23 protein-coding genes and 3 pseudogenes are annotated in these 22281 nt (G+C 60.3%); 6 read left to right on the forward strand and 20 right to left on the reverse strand.

The window, feature by feature from the left end:
- Positions 1-303, forward strand: a pseudogene (locus M3P21_RS14825) (transposase); the annotation flags it as partial.
- 219 nt (positions 304-522) lie between these two features.
- Here the strand turns inward: M3P21_RS14825 and M3P21_RS14830 are convergent.
- The 7 genes and pseudogenes from M3P21_RS14830 to M3P21_RS14860 form a co-directional block, all read right to left on the reverse strand.
- Positions 523-1605 (reverse strand): annotated as a pseudogene (locus tag M3P21_RS14830) (IS3 family transposase).
- A gap of 96 nt (positions 1606-1701) precedes the next feature.
- Positions 1702-2117, reverse strand: a pseudogene (tnpA, locus tag M3P21_RS14835) (IS200/IS605 family transposase).
- 2 nt (positions 2118-2119) lie between these two features.
- Positions 2120-2548, reverse strand: a complete 429-nt coding sequence (locus tag M3P21_RS14840; RefSeq protein ID WP_249711016.1) for a hypothetical protein — start codon at positions 2546-2548, stop codon at positions 2120-2122.
- Positions 2545-3633 (reverse strand): EscU/YscU/HrcU family type III secretion system export apparatus switch protein, encoded by a 1089-nt coding sequence (locus M3P21_RS14845; protein WP_249711018.1) that lies wholly within the window; start codon positions 3631-3633, stop codon positions 2545-2547. The genes M3P21_RS14840 and M3P21_RS14845 overlap by 4 nt, the downstream gene beginning before the upstream one ends.
- A complete protein-coding gene (locus tag M3P21_RS14850) occupies positions 3630-4397 on the reverse strand; it encodes a flagellar biosynthetic protein FliR (RefSeq protein WP_249711021.1) in 768 nt (255 codons plus the stop codon). Before M3P21_RS14850 ends, M3P21_RS14845 begins: the two co-directional genes overlap by 4 nt.
- On the reverse strand, positions 4397-6484 hold the full coding sequence (flhA, locus tag M3P21_RS14855) for a flagellar biosynthesis protein FlhA (RefSeq protein ID WP_249711024.1): 2088 nt from the start codon (positions 6482-6484) through the stop codon (positions 4397-4399). Before flhA ends, M3P21_RS14850 begins: the two co-directional genes overlap by 1 nt.
- 10 nt (positions 6485-6494) lie before the next feature.
- Positions 6495-7040 carry a transglycosylase SLT domain-containing protein gene (locus M3P21_RS14860; RefSeq protein ID WP_249711027.1) on the reverse strand — a complete coding sequence of 182 codons (546 nt, stop codon included), beginning with the start codon at positions 7038-7040 and terminating at the stop codon, positions 6495-6497.
- On the opposite strand from M3P21_RS14860, the gene M3P21_RS14865 reads away from it, so the two are divergent.
- On the forward strand, positions 7039-7284 hold the full coding sequence (locus M3P21_RS14865; RefSeq protein ID WP_249711030.1) for a hypothetical protein: 246 nt from the start codon (positions 7039-7041) through the stop codon (positions 7282-7284). The two genes, M3P21_RS14860 and M3P21_RS14865, sit on opposite strands and share 2 nt — an antisense overlap.
- Positions 7285-7286: 2 nt before the next feature.
- On the opposite strand, the gene M3P21_RS14870 is transcribed toward M3P21_RS14865, so the two are convergent.
- The 5 genes from M3P21_RS14870 to M3P21_RS14890 form a co-directional block, all read right to left on the reverse strand.
- Positions 7287-9440, reverse strand: a complete 2154-nt coding sequence (locus tag M3P21_RS14870; protein ID WP_249711032.1) for a hypothetical protein — start codon at positions 9438-9440, stop codon at positions 7287-7289.
- Complete coding sequence (gene motA / locus M3P21_RS14875) at positions 9437-10306, reverse strand: flagellar motor stator protein MotA (RefSeq protein ID WP_249711034.1); 870 nt, start codon at positions 10304-10306, stop codon at positions 9437-9439. Before motA ends, M3P21_RS14870 begins: the two co-directional genes overlap by 4 nt.
- Positions 10307-10337: 31 nt before the next feature.
- Complete coding sequence (locus M3P21_RS14880; protein WP_249711200.1) at positions 10338-10856, reverse strand: MotE family protein; 519 nt, start codon at positions 10854-10856, stop codon at positions 10338-10340.
- 86 nt (positions 10857-10942) lie between these two features.
- Complete coding sequence (locus tag M3P21_RS14885; protein ID WP_249711036.1) at positions 10943-11347, reverse strand: hypothetical protein; 405 nt, start codon at positions 11345-11347, stop codon at positions 10943-10945.
- Positions 11348-11356: 9 nt separating this feature from the next.
- Complete coding sequence (locus M3P21_RS14890) at positions 11357-11863, reverse strand: flagellar basal body-associated FliL family protein (protein ID WP_249711038.1); 507 nt, start codon at positions 11861-11863, stop codon at positions 11357-11359.
- A gap of 119 nt (positions 11864-11982) precedes the next feature.
- Here M3P21_RS14890 and fliF point away from each other — a divergent pair, with 119 nt between their 5' ends.
- Genes fliF through fliP form a run of 4 tightly spaced genes read left to right on the forward strand, consistent with a single transcriptional unit; the run spans position 11983 to position 15209 of the window.
- Positions 11983-13596, forward strand: coding sequence for a flagellar basal-body MS-ring/collar protein FliF (gene fliF / locus M3P21_RS14895; protein WP_249711040.1), 1614 nt, complete (start codon positions 11983-11985; stop codon positions 13594-13596).
- Positions 13596-14195 carry a FliH/SctL family protein gene (locus M3P21_RS14900; protein ID WP_249711042.1) on the forward strand — a complete coding sequence of 200 codons (600 nt, stop codon included), beginning with the start codon at positions 13596-13598 and terminating at the stop codon, positions 14193-14195. The genes fliF and M3P21_RS14900 overlap by 1 nt, the downstream gene beginning before the upstream one ends.
- A complete protein-coding gene (locus tag M3P21_RS14905) occupies positions 14188-14475 on the forward strand; it encodes a FliM/FliN family flagellar motor switch protein (RefSeq protein WP_249711044.1) in 288 nt (95 codons plus the stop codon). The genes M3P21_RS14900 and M3P21_RS14905 overlap by 8 nt, the downstream gene beginning before the upstream one ends.
- The gene (fliP, locus tag M3P21_RS14910) at positions 14472-15209 is read left to right on the forward strand and encodes a flagellar type III secretion system pore protein FliP (protein WP_249711046.1); all 738 of its coding nucleotides are present in this window, start codon (positions 14472-14474) and stop codon (positions 15207-15209) included. The genes M3P21_RS14905 and fliP overlap by 4 nt, the downstream gene beginning before the upstream one ends.
- On the opposite strand, the gene M3P21_RS14915 is transcribed toward fliP, so the two are convergent.
- The 8 genes from M3P21_RS14915 to pip all read right to left on the reverse strand — a co-directional run bounded on the left by M3P21_RS14915 (position 15206) and on the right by pip (position 22254).
- Positions 15206-16204, reverse strand: coding sequence for a LacI family DNA-binding transcriptional regulator (locus M3P21_RS14915; protein WP_249711049.1), 999 nt, complete (start codon positions 16202-16204; stop codon positions 15206-15208). The genes fliP and M3P21_RS14915 overlap by 4 nt on opposite strands.
- A 5-nt stretch (positions 16205-16209) precedes the next feature.
- Positions 16210-16410 (reverse strand): hypothetical protein, encoded by a 201-nt coding sequence (locus tag M3P21_RS14920; protein WP_249711050.1) that lies wholly within the window; start codon positions 16408-16410, stop codon positions 16210-16212.
- The gene (locus M3P21_RS14925) at positions 16407-17186 is read right to left on the reverse strand and encodes an ATP-binding cassette domain-containing protein (protein ID WP_308445963.1); all 780 of its coding nucleotides are present in this window, start codon (positions 17184-17186) and stop codon (positions 16407-16409) included. Before M3P21_RS14925 ends, M3P21_RS14920 begins: the two co-directional genes overlap by 4 nt.
- A 36-nt stretch (positions 17187-17222) precedes the next feature.
- Complete coding sequence (locus M3P21_RS14930; protein ID WP_249711056.1) at positions 17223-18308, reverse strand: ABC transporter permease; 1086 nt, start codon at positions 18306-18308, stop codon at positions 17223-17225.
- A gap of 93 nt (positions 18309-18401) precedes the next feature.
- Positions 18402-19346, reverse strand: a complete 945-nt coding sequence (locus tag M3P21_RS14935) for a sugar ABC transporter substrate-binding protein (protein WP_249711058.1) — start codon at positions 19344-19346, stop codon at positions 18402-18404.
- A gap of 82 nt (positions 19347-19428) precedes the next feature.
- Positions 19429-20247, reverse strand: a complete 819-nt coding sequence (locus tag M3P21_RS14940) for a TIM barrel protein (RefSeq protein WP_249711060.1) — start codon at positions 20245-20247, stop codon at positions 19429-19431.
- A gap of 193 nt (positions 20248-20440) precedes the next feature.
- The gene (locus M3P21_RS14945; RefSeq protein ID WP_249711062.1) at positions 20441-21280 is read right to left on the reverse strand and encodes an ABC transporter substrate-binding protein; all 840 of its coding nucleotides are present in this window, start codon (positions 21278-21280) and stop codon (positions 20441-20443) included.
- Entirely contained in the window at positions 21277-22254 is a 978-nt protein-coding gene (pip, locus tag M3P21_RS14950; protein ID WP_249711065.1) for a prolyl aminopeptidase, read from the reverse strand. Before pip ends, M3P21_RS14945 begins: the two co-directional genes overlap by 4 nt.
- Positions 22255-22281: the final 27 nt, after the last annotated feature.

Genomic DNA, 22281 nt, shown 5'->3' on the forward strand with positions numbered 1-22281 from the left:
AATTACGAGACCACGAACTGGTCGTCATGTACTGACGGCTTGAAGCAGCGCGGATCGCTTTCGATCTGGTTTTATCCCGAGATGGTCTGGGCACCACCGCCGACTGGCAAACGCGGTCGGCAGCAGCAATTCTGCGAATTATCGGCCCCGACTTGTCTGACCTTAAAGATGTTGTTCGGGATGCCGCTTTGGCAGGAAACCGGGTTCGGTGAAAGCCTGCTACGGTTGATTGGGTTGGACCGGGCGGTACCGAACTTTAGCACCTTGTGCCGTCGTCAGAATCCTCTTGACGTGAAGCTGCCCCCACCGCCTCCAATTCGCTGAGCAGTCCCGAAACCGAAATACGATCTATTCCCTGCCAGCGTCCAACGCATCTGGCCGGCTTCCTTGATGCTAACAATTTCGCTCGCCGACTCAAGGCGCTCCCTGGTTTCACACCTTACAAAGACATCTGCAAAATCCGGACTTCAGAGTCCAATCAATCTATCTTATCAGCGCCACCTGAGTGGTTCGGTCACACTGTTAGCGCATGACCGGCTTTTGGTCCATCGGGACGACGGTTTCCGGCGCAGGCGGGTGATATCCCAGAGCACTATGCGGTCGTTTGGTGCTATAGTGTTTCCTCCATTCTTCGATCAGGATTTGTACTTCGCGCAAGCTATAGAAGATTTCGCAGTATCCATTTTCCCAAGGTGATCCTGGTTCGATGTATGCCGTCTTCGCACCGACTGATATTATCCAGTCTTGTTCTACCTGAGCTACGAACTCAGAGCCATTGTCAGACCGAATAAACGACGGCGCCCCGCGCAGCATTACTGGTCGCTTAGGACATCAATAACATCGCCTGAGTTCAGCTTCCGCTTCACTTTGATAGCCAGGCACACCCGGCTGTGTTCATAAAGGATGTTCAAGGTGCGAAACGCCTTTCCGTCATCCGTCCGATGGTGAACGAAATCATGGTTCCAGACATGGTTGCGACGCTCTGGCCACAGGCGCGCGCATGATCCGTCATTATACCAGAGACGCCCCTTCTTTTAGTGTTTCATTGGCACTTTCAGCTCCTCCCGTCGCCGCAGTCTTTCCACACGCTTGACGTTCACTTGCCAGCCTGCTTCTCTCAGTATTGCTCGATCCGGCGACAGCCATGGCGACCGTATTGGCGCACCAACTCGATCATATCCGCGACCAATCTGTCTTCGTCGGCTCGCCCACTCGGCAATTTTCGGTGCGTGGATTGATGCCGCTTCAACACGCGGCAAGCACGATACTCTGAGAACCTGCACTGACCGCGAACATGGTCAATGCAAGTGTGGCGAGGTGCGGGGCTCAGAAGTTTCCCTTTGCGGCCTCCGCCATAATCAACTTGTCCGAGGTCAGATCAGACACGGCCTTTCTAAACCGCTCATTCTCTTTCTGAAAACGTTTGAGCTCCCTGAGTTGGCCGGTTCCAATAGCGCCATATTGCTTTCGCCAGCGGTAATAAGTCTGCTCTGTTATGCAAACCTCTCGGATTTCATCCGCCTGCGCCATTCCTTGCCCGACAAGAACCTCAACCTGCCATAGCTTAGTGACAATTTCCTCGGGCTTGTGTCGCTTGGTTCCCATCGAGAATTATCCGTTTTCCTGAACAAAGCGGCGGACCATTTCAGTGGGGGAAGCTCACATCCTCAATCCGATCCACCAGATTCTGGGACTGAACCACTACCGACTGGCGTCGGTAGGATCGGCGATGTGGTTTTTGAGGTATTGGAAGAGGATGTCTTCGGTGATGGCGCCGTTGGTGATGGAGAAATAGCCCCTGCCCCAGAACCGGCGCCCCCAATAGCGCCTGCGGATCGCGAGAAACTCCCGTTGCACCTTGCGGGACGAAGGGCCCTACGTCTTGCGCATCATATCTGAGATGGCGATCTTCGGCCGCACTGACACGAACATGTGGCCGTGATAGCTCGACACCACCCCGCGCAAGATGTCGACTTCGTTCTCGCAGCAGGCCTGACCGAAGATGTCGCGTACCCGCAAGCGCAATGCCCCGTCAGCACCTTGTAGCGGTACTTGGTCGACCAGACGATGTGGTAGCTATGAGAGAAAACGCAATGTTTGCCCGTGTCATACTGCACACTTAACCCGATGCCCATCGATCCTGCAGCGAACAAATCACCACCAGCTGTTCCAATTGGGTGCGTTTCACCGCGTCCCGGTCCTGCTTCCGACGTGCCATGTCCGACTTGTTCAGGGACTTGAGAGCCGTATGGCGAGCGAAGGCCCTGCGCATTTCGGTATCCAACCTTTGCCGCTGGGCGCGGATCTGCGCCAATTCGGTATTCAGGACCGTCGCCATCTGTCCCGCCCAGCTTTCCCAACGGGCATGGGCACCGCTCTGGGCATAACCAGCATCGGTCTGAGAGGCACGGCGGCTATGCGCAGCCAGTTCGGCAAGGCGCTGACCGATGGCCGCTTCGCGCTCAACCAGCGATCTGATCTTTTCATATTCGATCAGGTATCTTGCTTCGCTGGCGCGGACCAATGTGTCGAGTTTCCCGATCTTCACCGCACCTGCCCCCTGACTTTCTTGCGCATGTCTTCCGCAAAGCGAATCGCGGCCGCGACAGCGGCATAGTGGTCGGCGTCGATCTCTTGTCCGATCTCGACGCTGGCATGAAGGCTGCGCGCGGTCGGCGGGTCAGAGTGGATGGGCACGCCGGAGGAGATCGCGGTTTCGCGAATGACCGCCGCGATTTCGTCTACACCCTTCGCGACGCAGACCGGTGCGGAGCCCGGCATGCGCGACCATTTTAGCGCCACGGCGAAATGAGTGGGGTTCACGATCACCACATCCGCCTCCGGCACCTCGCGGACCATCTGGTTCATCGCAATTTCCTGGCCCCGCTGGCGGCGGCTGTTCTTCATATGCGGATCGCCATCCGATTCCTTCATCTCGTCGGTGAATTCCTTTCTGGTCATGCGGTTCTTGCGCAGATGCTCGGCGCGCTGCCACAGAAAGTCGATGGACCCGATCGCCAACGCGATCACAAACACGATCGTCAGAAACCGCAGGACCGTCGACATCATCAGAACCACAGACGGACGCGCACCGGCCGCCCCCGAAGTCAGAATGGCATTCAGATCCGCTTTCAAAAACAGCGCCAGGCACAGGCCATAAGTCACAAGCTTGATGAAACTCTTTCCAAATTCGAACAATCCACTACGCCCGTACTTGTTCTTAGCGTTTGAAATTAGTGAAATTTTCGACAATTTTGGTTTGAGCTTGCTCGGAGCCACCACAAAAGCCTGCTGCGCCACAACCGACATCAACACGGCCACGGCGGGTAGCAGAAACAACGGTAGGATCGCGAGGGACACTGTCCGCAGCAACCCCCCGATGGGAGCCTGAGCCGGGCCGTCGAAGATCAGTTCGGACAACTGATCAGATTGCCCGAGCAGAACGCTCATCGCGGTTCCGGCCTGATTGATCATCGTCGCGCCGAACAGAAAGAGCGTCAGAATGAAACCGCCATACACCGCCGCGATATTCAAGTCGGCGGATCGGGCGATCTCGCCTTTCTCGCGCGCTTTTTGCAGTTTGCGCGGCGTTGGCTCGAATGACTTGTCCTCACCATCCTCGGGGCCGCTCATGGCAAAGTCCCCAGCGGATCGGAAAGGGTTTGCAGTAAGGCGTCGTGCCACAAAGCCAGCATCAGGGGCGCGCCTGCGAACAGCAGAAACAACCCGCCGAAGGTAATGAACGGCGCACCGACAAAAGCCACCATCAGTTGCGGCATGGCGCGATTGATGGCCCCGAGAGCGAGGTTGTAGACCAGCGATGCGATCACGAAGGGGCTGGCCAGCGATAGCGCAAGCGCGAACATGCGCGCCACCTGGCCAATTCCCCAACTGGTCAGATCCTGCGCAGCGATGACACTTCCGATCGGCAAGAGCGCATAGGATTGGATCAGGTATTCCGCCACCCGGACATGCAGGCCAAGCACGACGGCCAGGGTGATCCCGGACAAGACCAGCACATGACCCATCGCGGGCATCGGCTCTGCCGCCATGCCGCCCAAAATTTGCGACAGCGAGGTCGCTTGCGCGGCGATGGATCCGGCAGTTTGCAGCGCCAGAACCAGCAATCTCAGCGCAAGTCCAAACACAAGGCCGGTCAGGATCTCGGCACCGCCAATGCTTAGAATTTGCAAAAAGTTGAGGACGCCCAGGCCGGGAGTCGCTGGCGCCACGATCAGCGTGAAAACCAGCGCGATCGTCAGTTTAACGCGTGCTGGCAGCGATCTTTCTCCAAACGCGGGAAACAGTGAGACCGCAGCGCCCACGCGCAGAAACACCATCAGCAAGTGAAGGGCATCCGCGCCCAGCCGGTCTGCGAGAAGGACCGCAGCCTCCATCAGGCCGCAACGACGCCGACCAGCGACGGTCGCGCCTCAAGCCCGATTTCCTCGAAGGACAGAACCGGGTTCGCCAACCCACGTGCGCGCATGATCGTGTGCAGAAACCTCCTCCGTCGGGTCGAGGTCACCAGGGCCGGGAACACGCCCTGCCGCGAGCTTTGGTCAAACTGTTCCGAAACCCCCTCGCCGAGGCGGCTGAAAAGATCAGGCGGCAGCGCGATGTCATGGCCGGACGGCACCCCGTCAAGCTGATAGCTGGAAAAGGTATCCTCCCATTCGGGGGCAAGCTGAACCAGTGGGATCGTCCCATCCTCGCGTTTCATTTCCGCCACCAACTGGAACCCAAGCCGCTGGCGAACAGCTTCGCAGATATTTTCCGGCTGCGTTGTCGACACCCGTGCCTCGGCAATCGTTTCCAGGATCAGTGGCATGTTCCTGATCGAGACCCGCTCTTCCAGCAGCAGGCGCAGGACCGAGTGCAGACAATCGATCGGCACCTTGTCGGGGATCAGTTCGTCGAGCATCTTGCGGTTCGCCTCGGCACGGGTGGCATCGCTGAGTTGCGTCATCTCGGACAGCAGGCGACGCAGGGATTTCAGGGTGAGCAGCCGCGCGAAATTCTGCTTGATCACCTCCAGCAGATGGGTGGCGAGAATTTCAGGCGGGGTGACAAGCGTCGCCCCGGCCACCGCCGCCGCGTCCTGATCCTTGGGCGCAATCCAGCGGGCTGGCGCACCATAGACCGGCTCGGCTACATCGGATCCGCCGGGCAGCGCATCGGCCCCGTCAGGCACCAGTGCCAGTACCAGATCGGGATGCAGTACCCCGCGGACCTGTTCGACGCCCTGAACCTTGATGATGTAGGTGCCTGCAGGCAGTTCGGCTTTGTCGGTCAACCGGATGTCAGGCAGAATCAGCCCGTAGACCGAGGCGACGTGGTTGCGCATATTGGCGATCCGTGCATCCAATCCGGTGCCCGGATCCAGCACCATCGCGACAAGATCGGGCGCAAATTCCAGATGTACGTCGTCAAGATCCAGAATATCGCCAAGCGACATGCGCGGCGCATCCTGTTGCACCTCTTCTTCGGTCGCGGCCTGTTCGGATGCGAGTGCCGCCCGCAGATGCATTGTGCGCGCGGCAAAACCCAGTACCGCACCACCCAGAATGAACGGCAGAAACGGCAGACCCGGAACCAATGCGAACAGCACCATCAGCAGGGCCACCGTTGCCAGGGCTGCGGGGTGGCGGCTCATCTGGGCAAAAAGCGCGGTATCGGTCGCGCCGTGGGTGCCACCGCGTGCCAGCAGGAGGGCTGACGCGATGGAGATGATCACCGCCGGAATCTGCGACACAAGCCCATCCCCGACCGTCAGGATCGCATAGCTTTCAAACGCTGATCCGACGGGCATGTCATGCACGACAACGCCCATGATCAAGCCCATGACCAGATTGAGCAGCGTGATCAACAGACCCGCGACGGCATCACCCTTGACGAATTTCGACGCGCCATCCAGCGATCCAAAAAACGTGGTCTCCTGCTGCTCCCGTTCGCGCCGCTCTTTGGCCTCGGTATGGTCTATCGCGCCTGCAGACATGTCACTGTCGATCGCCAACTGCTTTCCGGGCATGCCGTCCAGCGCGAATCGCGCACCAACCTCGGCCATGCGCGCGGCGCCTTTCGTGATCACCATGAAATTGACGATCAGCAGAACGCCAAACACAACAAGACCAAGAAAGATGCTGCCACCCATCACGAAATGGGCAAACCCCTCGATCACGCCCCCCGCCGCTGCGGTGCCGGTGTGCCCTTCACCGATGATCAGTTTGGTCGAGGACACGTTGAGCGACAGGCGCAGCATGAGAGAGGCCAGCAGGATGGTCGGGAAGGACGAAAAATCCAGCGGCCGTTCGATGAACAGCGTGATGGTGAAGATCAGGATCGCGAGCGCAAAGGATGCCGCCAAACCGATGTCCAGGATCCAGGCAGGCATTGGCAGTATCATCATGACGATGACCGCCATGAGCGAAAGCGCCAGCAAGACCGTCGGGCTGAACAGGGCGCTGCTGTTGATTTTCGGCATGACGGAGACCTCAGTTCAGCGCAAGAAAGGACGTGCCGGTCCCAACGCCCGTAGGCACAAGCGAACCGAGTTGCGTTGATGCGCCACTTGTCAGCGGCATCGCAGTCGTTCCAAGGCTGGTCGCTCGTCGTACCGGGTCAATTCGGTGTTCCGCTCCCGGAGTGTTGGGCAGTCGGGCGGCAACATCCTTGAATTTCGCGGCATATTGTTGGGCCCGCCATTGTGTCCTCGAATGATAGGCGCCGGCGGCGGCAGTCCAGTCGCGAAATTCCTTGTGCAGATCCAACAGGAAGCGGGCCGCATGGTCAGCGTTCTTCTGCGGGTCAAACATTTCCTCAATCGAGCGGAACTTGTTGCCGTGCCAGCGGTAATTGATCTGGAAACAGCCAACGTCGAAATTGCGCGCGCCATCCATGAAATGCTTGAACACAAAGCTCTGGGCCTCATGCCGCGACGGGAACCAGTACCCTTTTCCGGCAATATTAATCGCCCAGGGCCACGGGTTCAGAGCCCCGTTCTTGTGCCGCCCCGTTTCGACCCGGGTGATCGCGAGCATGACAGTTTCGGGCACGCCATACCTCTGCGCCGCGTTAATCGCCGCCCTGTCGCAGGCCGCCGCAGATTGCCCTGGGCGCAAGGCCATCACCGGGGTCGCAATCATCCCGAAAAAAAATACCAGCAAAAGGCCGGTGGCGACTGGTTTTAGGGCATTGGACATTCTGTGGAGCCGTATGAACATTCTGTTCTGCCACGCTATTGCGGGGGGATTGATAAATCGTAACCCGGTTCATGCATTGTGATGTCAGGGGCGTTCGATAACTGACAGAAGGCTTTCGATCCGACTTCGGGTGTCGCGGGCGGATTCGGCCGCTGATTGCGCGGCAGCCAACGAAGGAGCTTCCCCTGGTGCAGGCTCTAGCGGCAAGCCAGTCGCAAGTTGCCCCGCCTGCTGATATCTGGGGCTGGACCCTTCGGGGATTGCGGCCCATTCTTCGCTGATCCAAAGAGAGCGTGCGGCCGCCTCCTCCTCGCCCAAAACCTGATAAAGCGCGGCGGCAGAGGCAAGTTCATTGCTTTTGGCAAGCGCTTCCGCCCGAAGGCGCTGGGCATCTTCCCCCTCGGCGTTTGACAGTTCAAGCAAGGCGCGGCGCGGCAGCCCGGTTTGCAGCGCAGACTGCGCCCGCAGAAGCTTTGCCGTCATCGGAACCCCTGCCGATTTAGGTAGATCCAGGTATTTTATCGCCTGTTCTGGGAATCCCAAGCGTTGCAATCGACGCGCCAGCGCAATGCGCAACGGTGTCTCAAGCGCCGAGATTTGCTCTGCGGACTGATCGGTCGCATGAACCAAGAACGCAATATCTCCTGCATTTTCCACCAGCAACGTCAGAGACTTGCGCCGCAAATCCGTCGCGGCCGGGTCTGTTGTATACCGTATCGCCGGATGCGCGAAAGCCTCGTCGAAATTGCCACTCAGAGCGAGCGCCAGAGCATGTGTTTGTTGCAATTGTTTACCTTCGGCGGAACCCTGATATTCCTGCGCGAAAGCGGCAGCAAGCGTCACATTTTCAGGGTCGATTCCAAGGCGATTTTCCCAGGCCGTTTCAATCAGTTCCACCAGTGCCGCAGGGGCCTCGGGCGGATCCGAGCGGTCGCTGATTACCTCTTCAAGCTGTTCCATTTCCTGTTTAGCATTTCCCGATACCTCAGACAGTTTCGCCCTCACCATCCGAGCCGCGACCCCGCTGTCGTCCGGACCGGGCACCGCGCGCCGCAACAATATCTGCGCCATGTCGGTCATCCCGGCCTCGACCAGATAAGTTGCTGCGCGGGGGCCGAGATGGCTGCGCAAATGTGCGGGAAGCGCGAAGAAACCATTCAACATGGCCTCGATATTCGCGTCCTCAGACAGGTTCCTGTCGGCCAACAGGGCCCAAAACGCCACCAACCCATCGCAGGCTTGCTGACCCGCCACAACGATCGGAGTTGTCGATGATCGCTCATCGATCAAGACGGCGATGGCGAGCAATTCGGGGACCAGTTTTGCGCTGCTGGGGCCCAGTTCAAGGGTTGCGGCGGCTTCCGCTCCGAAGCCGAGATAGAGCTGTGCTTTGGCAAGCCGCCACGTCGCATCGTAATCAAGCCGGTCGAATTCACCGTAAATCCGCAGATGCATTTCACCGAGATTTGCATGGGTTGAAGCGTCACCCCAGTTGTCGATATCCAACCGGTCATCGTTCATGCATGCGGTTCGCCGAAGCTCTTCCGAGATGCCATCAAGGATGCCATCCAGATCACGGTCTATGACCGTGGTGGCCCGGATATTGACCGCCCGTTCATTCAGCGATCTTTGCAGATCTTGCAAGCGATCTGGACCTTGTTGCACACGGTGATCGGCGGTCGGTGCAAGAAGCCCTTGCGCGATCGCACGCTCCACCTGCGACTGGATCGCGGCACCCTCCAGCGCAACAACAGGCGCGGCAGATGCTTTGGGGGGGGCGTCTGCCAATCTCAACGGAGGCGGCAAGTGCGCGTTGATCTCGGCCTTGGCAGGAGGGTCGAACACAACCGGCAGATCGACCTGTTTTGCTTCTGATGGCCGCCCGGCCCGGATATCGAGCACCAATAGAGCGCCGCCCTCTTCAAAGGCGTTAACGACACATTCGCAGTTCAACCCAAGGATCAGCGGCTTGCCCGGTGCGGTTTGGGAGAGCTGTTTCAGTCGGTCTCGTCCGATTCGCGAATAGACCTTGCTGATATCGAAGAGGAAAGGAGACCCATCCAACTTTAATCGGGCCTCGTCACCGATTTGCACAAGGTCCCATTCCGCGCCTTTCGGTAGACCAACCGTCAGACGCGTGAAGCTGCCGTGGTCGCCGGATCTCACCACCAGCGGTTCGGCCAGCGCGCCACCAACCAAGAAGAAAACAGCCAGACCGCATGCGAAAGCCCGGATCATGCCGCCTCCTGCTTTATCGATTTGAGTGCCTCCTCAAGGTCGGCAAAGTCCGGCCGGTAATGCGCAGGTGTGTTCTGGCGGCCAACTTCGATACAGATGCTAGCCGCATGGTTGTGCAGATTTGCCACCAGAACCTCGCGGATCAGCTGATAGAAATGGCTGTCTTCTTCGACCACCGCTTTGACCTTTGCGGCAAAGGGTCCAACCAGGCCGTAGGCCAGAAAAACACCCAGAAACGTCCCGACAAGCGCGCCGCCGATCAGCTTGCCCAGAACTTCGGGCGGCTGATCGATCGAACCCATGGTCTTGATCACGCCCAACACGGCGGCAACAATGCCAAGGGCGGGCAGGCCATCGGCCATCGTCTGCAGGGCATGGCTTGAATGCAATGCGTGGTGCAGGTTGGCCTCCATGCGTTTTTCCAGGACTTCCTCGACTTGATGCGGATCGTCATAGTTCATCGAAGCTGAGCGGAGCGTGTCGCAGATAAGCGCGACCGCCTCTTTGTCGGCCTGAATTTTTGGGTATTTCGAGAACAGCGCTGATGATTGCGGGTCTTCTATATGTTGCTCAAGATCGACCGGGCTCTGCTTTGCGATCCGGATCAGGGCAAACAGCAGGCAGAGCAGCTCACGATAATCCTCGGGCTTCCATTTGACGCCCTTGAACACCTTACCGAGGTCCTGCAGCGTGTGTTTGATGCCGCCCTTGTCATTGCTGATCAGAAAGGCGCCGATCGCGGCACCGCCGATCATCATCATCTCGAACGGGAGCGATTTGAGGATGATGGTCATCTTGCCGCCCGCGGCAAGATACCCGCCAAAAACCATCGCGAATATGATGACGATCCCAAGAATACCAATCATGCGAAATCTCCGATCTTGTACATCTTGCGGGTCATTGCTTGGGAACGGATGTGTTGCGGCTGGCGAGGACCACGCTGATCGTATAGGCCGCCGTCGGGCTGAGCCCGGACATAACCTTAGCCGCTGATTCGGGCGTCATCCGGGCCAGAAAACCAGCCGCAAAGGCGGGATCCATTTCCTCGAATAGCGCTGCGGTCTCTTTCGGTTTCATATTCTCGTACACCTCGGTCAGAATGCCCAGATCACCTTCGGCGGCGCCGTCAGCCAGTGCCAGGGTCTGGCGCAACGCTTCTTCGGCTGCGGCGAGCTCGACCAACCTTGCCTCGATCGCGCGCTCTGCGATTTCCAATGCTTTGAGCCGATCCTCAAGCTGGGTTTCGCGTCGCGCGATTCGAATTTCACGCTCTTCAAATGCGGCAAGCACCGGTTGCAGTTGGGCCTCCGTCGCAAGCGTCGGAGCAGCCCTGGAAATGTGCCCATCTGTGCCTGACTCTTCTGTGGCGGTCTCGCGCGCGATAGCCGGGCCTGCATGCAGGCCGATTCGCACCATTGCTGAGCCGAGCAGGAACAGCGTGATGAGAAACAACGTCCCGACACGGGTGCGGCGGGGTTCGAGCCGTGGTTTAACGAAGGTCGTCACGGTGCGACCTCATCGATACCCTGCGCGCTGCGCTGAAACATAAGGCCCGGCGCAGGTGCCTTGTTGCCCTTCGCCGGGGGCGGCGATGCGGAGGGCTGAACCGGCGCCTCTTCGGCCGGTGCGACGTCCTGAAAAGACGCGATCAAAAGCTCCAGCCGATGCGCGACCGATTCGGATTTGCGGGTCAGCTCCTGCAGCTCGGCACCGGAGCTTCCGGCAGCGGCACGGGCCGCATCGACGGTTCTGGTCAGATCCTCGACCTGCGCGGACAGGACCGCGACCGCGCCCCCGACCCCCTTTTCAAGATCGCTGAACCGTTTCAGCCGTCGCGACAAAACGAAACAATAAAACCCTGCACCAAATGCACCGGCGGCCAGTAGAATATCGGCAAATACCTGCAACTGTCCCTCCTAGTTCAAGATGAATTCCATGACGAGCAGGTCCCGGACCCGCCCTTCTCCACTGACAATCGACAGACGCCGCAGCAGCTGTGCGCGCAGCCGCGGCAAAGCCAAGGGGTCCTGCAGTTCGGCAAGCGAAAGCGCCCTGAGATAGCTGTTCATCACGTTGACGATTCGCGGAATGATCGCTTCGACGTCGGTCTGGTACTTGGTTTCAACCTCGACCTGTGCGTGAAACCGCAAATGGCGCGTGCCGCGCTTGCTTTCGAGCGAAATGAGAACCGGGGGCAGGTCGACAAATGCGACCTTCACGTCCGCATAACCTTTTGACGCGCCTTCCGATTTTTCGACATGGGCCTGTTCCGGGTTCTTACCACCGAGCAACGGAACCTTCCCCGAGCTCGCCAGGAAAAAACCAGCGCCCGCGCCGGCAACAGCCAGCAGGACGGCCAGCACAAGTCCCATCTTTCCAGACTTCGGCGGCTCTTCGGCGTCTTCTGCGGTTGCGTCGGTCATAGGTCAGTTCCCGAATTGTTCGCAACAATCCATACCCGCTCAGGGACTAACCGAATGTTAAGCGCCACCCGCAATAACGGTGAACGAGCCAGACAGGATGTCGGCAAACGGAGGATAGAGTGCAGCAGATCGGAAGCGTCTGGGCGGGTCTCGACAAACGAAAGCAAATATTGGCGATTGCGGCCATTGTCGCTATGGCCGTCACCATTTTCGGGCTGGTCCGAATCAGCACAACGCCGTCAATGGCGCTGCTTTATGCCGATCTTGAAACCAGTGCGGCGGGCGAGGTGGTGCAGACCCTTGAACAAGAGGGCGTGCCTTATGAGGTCAAGGCAGGCGCGATCTATGTGCCGTCTGACAAGCGCGACCAGCTGCGCCTGACGCTGGCCAGCGAGGGCCTGCCTGCCACTGGCGGGCGTGGGTATGAACTGCTTGATTCGCTGAACGGATTCGGCACCACGTCGCGCATGTTCGACGCCGCGTATTGGCGCGCCAAAGAGGGCGAACTGGCCCGCACCATTGTCGCTGGGCCGCATGTCGCACAGGCGCGTGTACATATCGCCAACAATATGGGCGAGCCGTTCCGGCGCGATGCCAAGACGACGGCATCAGTGTTCATCACCTCGGCAAACGGCCAGGTCCAGCCCGGTCAGGCGGATGCGATTCGCTACCTTGTTGCCTCTGCGGTCAACGGACTGAATGTGGACGATGTCGCAGTGATCGACGCGGCGGGCGGGTTGATCGGAGAGGCCGAGACTGCCTCGCAGTCCGACGCCTCTGACGCCCGTGCCGACCGGTTGCGCGAACGCGTGTTGCGGCTGATCGAGGCGCGCGTTGGGCGCGGCAACGCGGTGGTCGAGGTCAGCGTTGATACGGTGACCGAACAGGAATCGGTGCGCGAACGACGCTTTGACCCAAACGGGCGTGTCGCCATCAGCACTGACCTTGAAGAGCGCTCGGACTCGGCTTCGAATCAATCGAATGACGTGACCGTTGCCTCGAACCTGCCGGACGGGGATGCCAACGGCGAAGATTCGTCCAAGTCGCTGGCCAATTCCACACGAGAGCGGGTGAATTACGAAGTGTCCGAGACCGAAACCGAAATCCTGCGGCTGCCCGGGGCAATCAAGCGGCTCAGCGTGGCAGTTCTGGTCAATGAAGCCGCTGCCACCGGCGCTGACGGGGTACCCAGCAGCGCGCCGCGGCCCGAGGATGAGCTTGAGGCGATGCGTGAACTTGTGGCCTCAGCCGTGGGTTTCGACGCTGAACGTGGCGACGTCATCACGATCAAGTCGATGCAGCTGCCGGTCCCTGCTCCCGAGGGGACCGAAGCGGTCGCGCCCTCCTTCCTGCAAGGCCTGGGGTTAAGGACGATGCCACTGATCCAGATGGCGTTCCTGTCCATGGTGCTGCTGGGGCTTGGTGCCTTTGTCATTCGCCCGATCCTGACCAGCAGTGCCGCCTTGCCGCCACCGCAACTGGCGCTGAGCCCCGATCCGGGCGCGCCGGGCACCGCCGATCTGCCCGCACTGACCGGAGAGGTCCATACCGCAGACGCGCCCACGGGAACGGCCCAGGCCGCGCTTGCACCGGCACAGGGTCACGCGGCTTCGACCTTGCCCACTCAGGCCGACAAACCGGTCGATCGCTTGCGCGAGCTGGTGGGCGACCGTCAGGATGAATCGGTCGAGATCCTGCGCAGCTGGCTGGAGGAAAGCCGGGGGAACGCCTGATGTCCATCGCTCATCTGCTCGAGGATTTCGACCAGAACCCGTCTCCTGAAGGGACGCCGCAATTGCTGACGCAGCAGCAGCTTGAGGACCTTCGCCGCGACGCGTTCGAACAGGGATACGCTGCCGGTCTGGAGGACGCGGATGCCGCGCAAACCTCTGAACAGAGACGCATTTCCGCCGATTTGATTCAGTCGTTACAGGACCTTGGCTTCACCTATCAGGAGGCGTTGCAACAGATGGTGGCGTCGCTGGAACCGATGTTCCAAAGCCTGATGGACACCGTCCTGCCCGATACCGTCGAGCGCAGCTTTGTCCACCGCATCGTCGCGCAATTGACGGAAATGGCGCGCGATCAGGCTGGACGGCCCGCGATAATAACCGTCCCGAGTGGCGCAGCCGAGGCGCTTGCGCCCGCGTTGGAGGCCGAGTTCTCATTTCCGGTCGAGATGATCGAAGACGCGTCGCTGCCCCCGGGCCAAGCCAGCCTGAGTATTGGCGGGGACGAGCGTGAGCTGGACTGCACCGCCCTGCTGGACGCCATTTCCGAAGCAACAGAAGCCTTTCTGCATCATGCAAAGACGGAGACGAAACATGGATGACACACAAAGCACCAAACCCGACTTCGCCGGGCCGTTCACCTCGGTCCCGGTCGAGATCACGGTGTCAGTCGGGCGCGCGCGCCCGTTGGTACGCGACCTGATCGGGCTGGGCGAGAACGCCATTCTGACTCTCGACAAACGGGTCGAAGACCCGGTGGAACTGTTTGTCGGCGACCAACTGGTCGCGCGCGGCCAACTCGAAGAGCTGGAGGGCGATCAGGACGGGCGGCTGGCAGTCAGGCTGATCGAGATCGTCACCGTCCCGGATGGCAAGGAATGACAGCACGCAACCTACTGGCGCTGACCCTTCTGTTCGGGACTCTGATGGCAGGCCCGGCGGCGGCGCAGGAAATCTCGGTCTCGCTGGGCGAGGGCGGGTCGGTCTCGGGGCGCACGATCCAGCTGATCCTGCTGATCACGGTGCTCAGCATCGCACCGGGTCTCGCGATCATGATCACCTGTTTTCCATTTTTGGTCACCGTACTGGCGATCCTGCGGCAGGGCATCGGGCTGCAGCAATCGCCGCCCAATATGCTGATCGTCAGCCTGGCCCTGTTTCTGACCTATTTTGTGATGGAGCCGGTGTTCACCGACGCCTGGCAATACGGCATCCAACCCCTGATCGACGAACAGATCGAGGTTGAGCCTGCCCTGCAACGCGCCATCGACCCGTTCCGCGGTTTCATGGCGGCGCGGATCGACCCCGATACATTTCAGACGCTGGCCGCCCTCAGACCCGGAGAGGTCGGAGATGCGCCGACTCCCGAGGCTTCGTTGTCGGTCCTGATCCCCTCTTTCATGCTGTCCGAGATTGCCCGTGCCTTTCAGATCGGCTTTCTGGTTTTCATGCCGTTTCTGATTATCGATCTGGTGGTGGCGGCTGTGCTGATGTCGATGGGGATGATGATGGTGCCCCCGGCCTCGGTCGCGCTGCCTTTCAAGCTGGCCTTCTTTGTTGTGGCCGATGGCTGGTCGCTGATCGCCGCGGCGCTGGTCCGCAGCTACGCGTCTTAGGGCACGGGTCGCAATGTGCCGCGTTCGACAACATGGCAATCGAAAAGCCGGGCCTCGGGCAGTGGCGTGCCGCCTTCGGCAAGGGTTGCGACAAGCTCTATCGAAGCGGCGATGATCTCGGGGAAGGGGTTGTGGATCGTGGTCAGGTTGATGTTGGCCCAGGCGGCCATTTTCATGTCGTTCAGACCCAGCAAACCGATGTCCTCGGGCACCCGCAGCCCCGCGCCCTGCAGCGCGGCCAACGCGCCGATGGACAGCACGTCGTCGCCACAGAAATAGGCCTGGGCCAAATCCCCTGCCAGCAAGCCCCGCATACCGTCGAGCCCCGCATCAAAGGAATAGTTCTCGGCAAAGCTGGAAGTGACAGACACGCCCGAGTGTGCCTCGATCTCTTGCAGGAACCCCTTCTCGCGGTCGATGGTCGATGTCGCCTCCGCAGGACCGCCAAGAAACCCGATCTCGGTATATCCCCGCGCGATCAGGGTTCGCGCCGCAAGCTGCCCGGCAGCGATATTGTCGATCCCCAGAATGTCCACAGAAGGTGCTCTGGTATGGCGGCCAAAGGAATGCACCACCGGCAGGCCGGCCTCGCGAAAAGCGGTGGCAAAACCGGGCGGCAGCGTCGAAGAGGCCACGATCACGCCATCGACCGAATATTGGCGCAGCATGCGCACCGAAGCCTCGGGGTCGGTTTCATCGGTCAGGTTGACCAGCAATGGCCGCAGCCCCCGGTCCTGCAAGCCGCGCGTGAACAGGTCAAAGACTTCGAGAAAGATCGGGTTGTGGAAGTTGTTCGAGACCAGGCCGATCATCTTGGTCCGGCCCGTGGTCAGGGATGAAGCCAACGCGTTTGGGCTAAAGCCCAGATCCGACGCGGCCTTCATCACCCTGTTGCGGGTCTTGGCGGACACCGAGGCACCCTCGGTAAAGGTGCGCGACACTGCCGAGCGCGACACGCCCGCAAGTTCCGCAACATCTTTGAGCGTGACGGCCATGGTCCCTAACCTTCGGGCGTTTCTTCATCGTCGGGTGAGGTTTGGCGCAAGGCACAGATAGTCGAAACCGCCGGGTAAGCGATGCTCCAGAAAAGCGCGGATTGCGCCAGGCCGAACAGGCCCCATCCGGTCACCAGAGCTTTCGCCGGAACCCGGATCCAGGTCGGCTCAGAGAGCGTATCCTCGGGGTCCAAATGCGCGCTCATGCCACTCCTTCATATTCTGCGCCGGTCTTGGCGCCGGTGATGTAGCTGACCACGTCTTCGCCGGTGAAGCTCTCGTTCTTGATGTCGAGATTGGCGCAGATACGGCCCCGGCGGAACACGATGATCCGGTCCACCAGATCAAAGACCTGCCGCATGTTGTGGCTGACCAGGATCAACGGCTCGCCCGCTTTCTTGAGGGTGCGGACGATGTTTTCCACCTGCGCGGTCTCCTGAACGCCAAGTGCTGCGGTCGGTTCGTCCATGATCGTCAGCTTGGAATGGAAACTGGCCGTGCGCGCGATCGCCACACATTGGCGCTGACCACCCGACATGTTCTGGATGGTGTTGCGGATGTTGGGGATTTTGACGCCGGTCTTTTCCAGCGCGGCCATCGTATCGGCACGCATCGATTTGTAATCCAGCCGCCGGAACGGGCCCAGCCAGTTCCACATGGTCTTTTCGCGACCCAGGAACAGGTTGTCAGGCACGTCCAGATGGTCGGCCAGGGCCAGTGTCTGGAACACGGTTTCGATGCCGGCTTCGCGGGCCTCGAGCGGGCCTTTGAAATCGACTTCGTGACCGTCGAAGATGACGGTGCCGCGCGTGCGCTGTTCGACCCCGGTGATCTGGCGGACAAAGGTGGATTTGCCCGCCCCGTTGTCGCCCATGATCGCCACATGTTCGCCCTTCTTGAGGATGAAATTGGCGTCTTCCAGAGCGTGCACACCACCGTAGTGTTTGGTCAGGCCACGCGTTTCAAGGATGATGTCACCCATGTCGTGGAGCTTTACTTCACTCATCAGTTCCTCCTCCTATGCCTTGGCCGTGGCGCTTTTCTGGCGCCATTGGTCAAGAACCACGGCGCTGATGATGATCGCTCCCATGGCCATCAGCTGATAAAACGCATCGAGCTTGATATAGGTAAAACCGGACTGGATCACGCCGAACACCATGGCCCCCAGAACGGTCCCGATGATCGAGCCACGCCCGCCGGTCAGGCTGACCCCGCCGATCACCGCCATGGCAATCGCGAACAGTTCATAGAACTGGCCCATGCCGGTCTGCGCGGTCAGGTTCTTGGAGCTGAGGATGATCGCGGCAAAGGCGGCCAGCATGCTTGCGATCATGTAAACCATGACCTTGTGGCGACGCACATTGATGCCGGACATCCGCGCCGCAGCCTCGTTCGAGCCGATGGCATAGGTGTGTTTGCCATAGACGGTGAATTTCAACACGATGTGGAACAGAAACGCCAGCAGCAGGAACCATACCACCGGCATCATGCCGGACCCAAGCCAGGCATAGCTTTCGGTGGGGAAGGACACGGGCTGACCGCGGGTCCACCACTGCGCGATACCGCGGCAGATCAGGAACATGCCCAGCGTGGCGATGAAGGGCGGAATGCCGGTGAACGCGATCAGCGAGCCGTTTATGATCCCTATGAACGCGCCGAAACATAACCCCACGATCACGGGTATGAGCACTGGCAGGTCAAAGGCCCAGGCTCCGAACACCGCCTTGGGGTTCAGTTGGCCGTTGACCAGTTCGGTCTGCGCGAAGGACATCACGATCATCGCCGTTGCACCCACAAGCGGCCCCGAGGACAGGTCGATCCCGCCCGAGATGATCACCTGCGTGACCCCCAGCGCGATGATCCCGATAATCGACACCTGCAGGATGATGATCTTGATCCGGGCGATGTTCAGGATGGTGCCGTCGCGGTTGGTGTTGAAATCAAACAGCATGCTTTGACCGCGCATATACGGAAGCAGCTGACCAAGCGCCTCGAAGATGAGGATGATAATGATCAGAGCGAAGAGAATATTCACTTCGCCCGGCCAGGACCGTTTGGACTTGTCGTACTTCAGTCCACCTACGCCGTGGGATTCTTCAGCCATCTGGTGCTCCCCGATTGAATCAGTGATGCTGCGGTTGGGTCGTGTCAGGACAGAGCGGCCACGCGCCGCTCTGTCCGGTCTTGGGCAGTCGGATCAGTTCCGCGCCAGGAAGTCGGCGACGTTGTCCGGTGTCACCAGCTTGAACGGAATATAGACTTTCTGATCCAGGTCCTCGCCACGGGCGAGCGCCAGAGCGGCATCAACCGAGCCTGCACCCTGACCATGCGCGTCCTGGAACACGGTCACGTCCAGATCACCGGCCTGCATCGCAACCAGCGCGTCCTGGGTGGCGTCCACACCGCCGACCTGTACGTCAGCCATGTCGATGCCCGAGGCCTTCATCGCCTGGATCGCCCCGATTGCCATTTCGTCGTTGTTGGCGATGACAAAATCAAAATCCTCGCCCGAGGACAGCCAGTTGGTCATGAGATCCTGCGCCTTGTCGCGCGACCATTCGGCGGTCTGCTCGTCGATGATTTCCATGAAGCTGCACATGTCCATGCCAACCACGTCATGTATGTCCTTGGTCCGCTGCACGGCTGCCTGATTGGACAGCTGCCCCATCAACACATAGCCTTTGGCCCCGCCAGCTTTGCCCGCCGCGCGCAGGTTGCGACAGACCTGGAAGGATTCCAGCGTACCGGATTCGATCTCGTTGGACGCAACGAAAGCCTGATTTTCAGGCAATGTGTCGACGTTGGCAGGCTCGCGGTTGACATAGACCAGCGGCACACCGGCGGATTCAGCGGCTTGGGTCATCGCCTGCGTCGCCGAAGTATCGACCGCATTCACGATGATCGCGTCAACGCCGGAAGCGATGAAGTTGTTGATCTGGTCCAGTTGCTTGGCCACGTCGTCAGTGGCATCCTCGACCTGCAGGTCCACACCATCCAGCGACGCCGCGTGTTCGGTCATACCGTTGCGCATGACGGTCAGGAAGTTGTCGTCAAACCGCGCGATGCTGGCCCCGATGGTCTCGGCCATCGCGGATGTGCTCATCAGAGCGGCGAGGCCGGTGGCTAATAGTACTTTTTTCATGAGTTTCTCCCTGGGATCGTGCCCGGCGCACAATTCGTTGATACCGGGACCTCAATTCGAGGCGATGTGACCACCACACCCATCAAGCCGCCCACCGGGCCAGATGTGATGTGATGAACTCTTTTGAGCGGGCCAGCGCATCCGCGGGCCGGGTCATTTGGTGAATTTCCGGGGCAAACGCCTCGAACGAGACCGCGCCGTCATAGCCCGCCGCGCGCAGCGTTTGCAGTTGGTCGAGATTGCCCAGACGGTCACCCGCATCGACGAGGACACGATGCGCGTCGGTCATCTGATCCGCTGTCGGAGCCGGGTCCGTAACGCCCGAGACATGCACCAGCGCGGTCACATCGGCATGGACGGTATCCTCGCCCGCCAGATGATGGTGGAACGTGTCATGCACGAGCCCGAGGCAGGCAGGCCGGTTCATGTCATCCAGAACCGACACGACATCCGCCTTGAAGCGCAGCGTGCTGTTGGCAAATCCCAGCGGTTCGATCAGCCCGATCAACCCGTGATCCTCGAGCGGTGGCAGCAGCACCTCCAGCGCCGCGCGCAAGGTGTGGCGCTGGTCTGCACGCGGGGATTGCGCATCCGCCACAAACGGGATCAGCGCGATGCCTTCGGCACCACAGGCCACGGCGGTCTGCATCAGGGCCAGGGTATCTGTCAGCTGAGCTGCTGGTTCAACGTTGAACGCCTTGACCTCGGCCAGCGCCAGGATGCGCAGGTTGGCCGCGCGGGCAGCGGCGCCGATATCCTCGGGGGCTTCACCCTGAAACAACGGGCCATCCAGATCGTTGCGGAACTCGACACCGACGCAGCCCAGACCCGCAGCCATAGCCAGCAGGTCCCGCGCATTCAGGCGCGGCGCAGTCATATGGTTCAGGCCAAATTGCATCATCGCTGACCGACTCCTCCCTCCGGCGCCATTTACTGTAGCGGCAATAATCATTTTTGCAACCGGTTGCAGAAAATTCCCGAAACACAAGAAAATATCACATTCCGTGTGGATAAATACGGGAAATTCCACGGAAATCGCGGGGTTTTGCCTGCTTCAGGGGCCTAGCAAGCGCAAATGAGCGGGTGTCGCCTGCTCAGCTCTGGGCCAGCCACCACCGCTCGGCGATGCGCAGATCCCCGAGCGTGGCGCTCTGACTGATCGCGGCGGGAGGAGTTATCTGGGATGTGAAGGCGATCTGCATGTTATCAACGGAAGGATGGCAGCGATAGTCGCCACGTGCCCTGATCGCCTCGGCCAGGGGCAGCACCGTGATGCCGACAAAACCGTCGCACAAGGCTTCGGCGCGCACCGCGGGATCGGGGATTACGATGATCTCGACCACATCGGCCCAGCCTGCATGGCCCTGACGGTGGTGGTCGGCAACACGGGTGGCGCGGAAATGCCGGTCCTCGCGCGCCGAGGTCACACGATAGCAACTCGTCCCGACCGCACTGGCCAGCGATAGGTCCGAATGTCCGTCGGGCGCGATCAGGTAGCTGTCACCGGCCAGCAGCAAGGGCAGGTCCGGCACGGCCCGTGCCATCTCCAGCCGCAGGCGGGTTTCGCTGACCGGATGCGCCGAGGCCAGATGCGGCAGATGCGCGAGCGCGGCGATCACGTCCGTGGCCCGCAGCGGCGCACCGTTGTGAAACCGCACGCCGGGTTTCAGATCAAAGGTCCAGATGCGGGCCTCGGCGTCGCTTTCCCATGCGGTTGCCAGTTCCGCGCGCAAGGCGCCGTCCGGGCCGATCTCTGTCAGCGTTTCGGAAACCGCACGCCGCGCGATCACGCCCAGCGCATCGCCCTCGCGCGGAACCGCAATACGCAGGGCACCGCCCGTGCGGGGTCCGGCCTGAGCCGACAATCCGGTCGCCGCCAGCAGGGCCGCAGCGGCACCAGAGGCAAAAAGTGCACGGCGATCCAGACGCGTCATTCCTCCTGCTCCGCGATACGGTCCATGATGCGAACCAGTTCAGCGCTGATCCCCGGTTCCGACAGGGCATGGCCCGCGTTGCGCACCATCTTTAGCTGGCAATTGGGCCAGCGCTCGCTCAGCTTCCAGGCCGACACAGGCGGGCAGATCATGTCATAACGACCCTGCACGATGTGGCCCGGAATATGTGCGATCCGGTCCATATTGGCCAGGATCTGCCCGTCTTGCTCAAGAAACCCCTCATTCATGAAATAGTGGTTTTCCAGCCGGGCAAAGGCGCGCGCGTAATCGCCGGGGCTTTCTCCGGTCGAACCGTTTGAATGGATCGAGGCCAGCGCGTTTTCCCAGGCCGACCAGGCGCGGCCATAGCGGGTCTCTTCCTGCAGGTTGCCGGAAAACAGGCGACGGTGATAGGCTGCGATCATGTCGCCGCGCTCATCCTCGGGGATCAGCGCCGAGAACCGCGCCCAGGGTTCGGGCCAGAATTTTCCCGCGCCGCCGCCATAGAACCAGTCCAGTTCGGCCCGCGTCATCAGGAACACGCCGCGCAGGATCAGATGCGCGACCCGATCCGGATGCGTCTGCGCATAGATCAGCGCCAGCGTCGCGCCCCAGCTGCCACCAAAAACGGCCCAGCTGTCGATCTCAAGCTGACGGCGAATCACTTCGATATCCGCCACCAGATGCGCGGTCGTATTATCCTGGACGGACGCATGCGGGCGCGAGCGGCCACAGCCGCGCTGGTCGAACAGAATCACCCGGTATACAGCCGGGTCGAAATAGCGCCGCATCGCTGGGCTGCACCCGCCGCCCGGTCCGCCATGCAGCACCACAACCGGTTTGCCATCGGGATTTCCGCATTGTTCCACATAGATACGGTGACCCTGGCCCACATCTATCATTCGCTGATCAAACGGGTCGATCGGCGGATAAAGATACTGAACTGCGCGCTTTTGGTCGGGATACTTGTCCATTACCGCCCTATATAGTGCTCAAGCGGT

Source organism: Ruegeria spongiae (assembly GCF_023502395.1).
Classification (GTDB): Bacteria; Pseudomonadota; Alphaproteobacteria; order Rhodobacterales; family Rhodobacteraceae; genus Ruegeria_C; species Ruegeria_C spongiae.

Bases quoted from the DNA above. Each gene is read 5' to 3' on its own strand.
- M3P21_RS14845 (WP_249711018.1), bottom strand. From the start codon at position 3,633: ATGAGCGGCCCCGAGGATGGTGAGGACAAGTCATTCGAGCCAACGCCG.
- M3P21_RS14850 (WP_249711021.1), bottom strand. From the start codon at position 4,397: ATGGAGGCTGCGGTCCTTCTCGCAGACCGGCTGGGCGCGGATGCCCTT.
- flhA (WP_249711024.1), bottom strand. From the start codon at position 6,484: ATGCCGAAAATCAACAGCAGCGCCCTGTTCAGCCCGACGGTCTTGCTG.
- M3P21_RS14865 (WP_249711030.1), top strand. From the start codon at position 7,039: ATGACAGTTTCGGGCACGCCATACCTCTGCGCCGCGTTAATCGCCGCC.
- M3P21_RS14860 (WP_249711027.1), bottom strand. From the start codon at position 7,040: ATGCTCGCGATCACCCGGGTCGAAACGGGGCGGCACAAGAACGGGGCT.
- M3P21_RS14870 (WP_249711032.1), bottom strand. From the start codon at position 9,440: ATGATCCGGGCTTTCGCATGCGGTCTGGCTGTTTTCTTCTTGGTTGGT.
- motA (WP_249711034.1), bottom strand. From the start codon at position 10,306: ATGATTGGTATTCTTGGGATCGTCATCATATTCGCGATGGTTTTTGGC.
- M3P21_RS14880 (WP_249711200.1), bottom strand. From the start codon at position 10,856: ATGGTGCGAATCGGCCTGCATGCAGGCCCGGCTATCGCGCGCGAGACC.
- M3P21_RS14890 (WP_249711038.1), bottom strand. From the start codon at position 11,863: ATGACCGACGCAACCGCAGAAGACGCCGAAGAGCCGCCGAAGTCTGGA.
- M3P21_RS14900 (WP_249711042.1), top strand. From the start codon at position 13,596: ATGTCCATCGCTCATCTGCTCGAGGATTTCGACCAGAACCCGTCTCCT.
- M3P21_RS14905 (WP_249711044.1), top strand. From the start codon at position 14,188: ATGGATGACACACAAAGCACCAAACCCGACTTCGCCGGGCCGTTCACC.
- fliP (WP_249711046.1), top strand. From the start codon at position 14,472: ATGACAGCACGCAACCTACTGGCGCTGACCCTTCTGTTCGGGACTCTG.
- M3P21_RS14915 (WP_249711049.1), bottom strand. From the start codon at position 16,204: ATGGCCGTCACGCTCAAAGATGTTGCGGAACTTGCGGGCGTGTCGCGC.
- M3P21_RS14920 (WP_249711050.1), bottom strand. From the start codon at position 16,410: ATGAGCGCGCATTTGGACCCCGAGGATACGCTCTCTGAGCCGACCTGG.
- M3P21_RS14925 (WP_308445963.1), bottom strand. From the start codon at position 17,186: ATGGGTGACATCATCCTTGAAACGCGTGGCCTGACCAAACACTACGGT.
- M3P21_RS14930 (WP_249711056.1), bottom strand. From the start codon at position 18,308: ATGGCTGAAGAATCCCACGGCGTAGGTGGACTGAAGTACGACAAGTCC.
- M3P21_RS14935 (WP_249711058.1), bottom strand. From the start codon at position 19,346: ATGAAAAAAGTACTATTAGCCACCGGCCTCGCCGCTCTGATGAGCACA.
- M3P21_RS14940 (WP_249711060.1), bottom strand. From the start codon at position 20,247: ATGATGCAATTTGGCCTGAACCATATGACTGCGCCGCGCCTGAATGCG.
- M3P21_RS14945 (WP_249711062.1), bottom strand. From the start codon at position 21,280: ATGACGCGTCTGGATCGCCGTGCACTTTTTGCCTCTGGTGCCGCTGCG.
- pip (WP_249711065.1), bottom strand. From the start codon at position 22,254: ATGGACAAGTATCCCGACCAAAAGCGCGCAGTTCAGTATCTTTATCCG.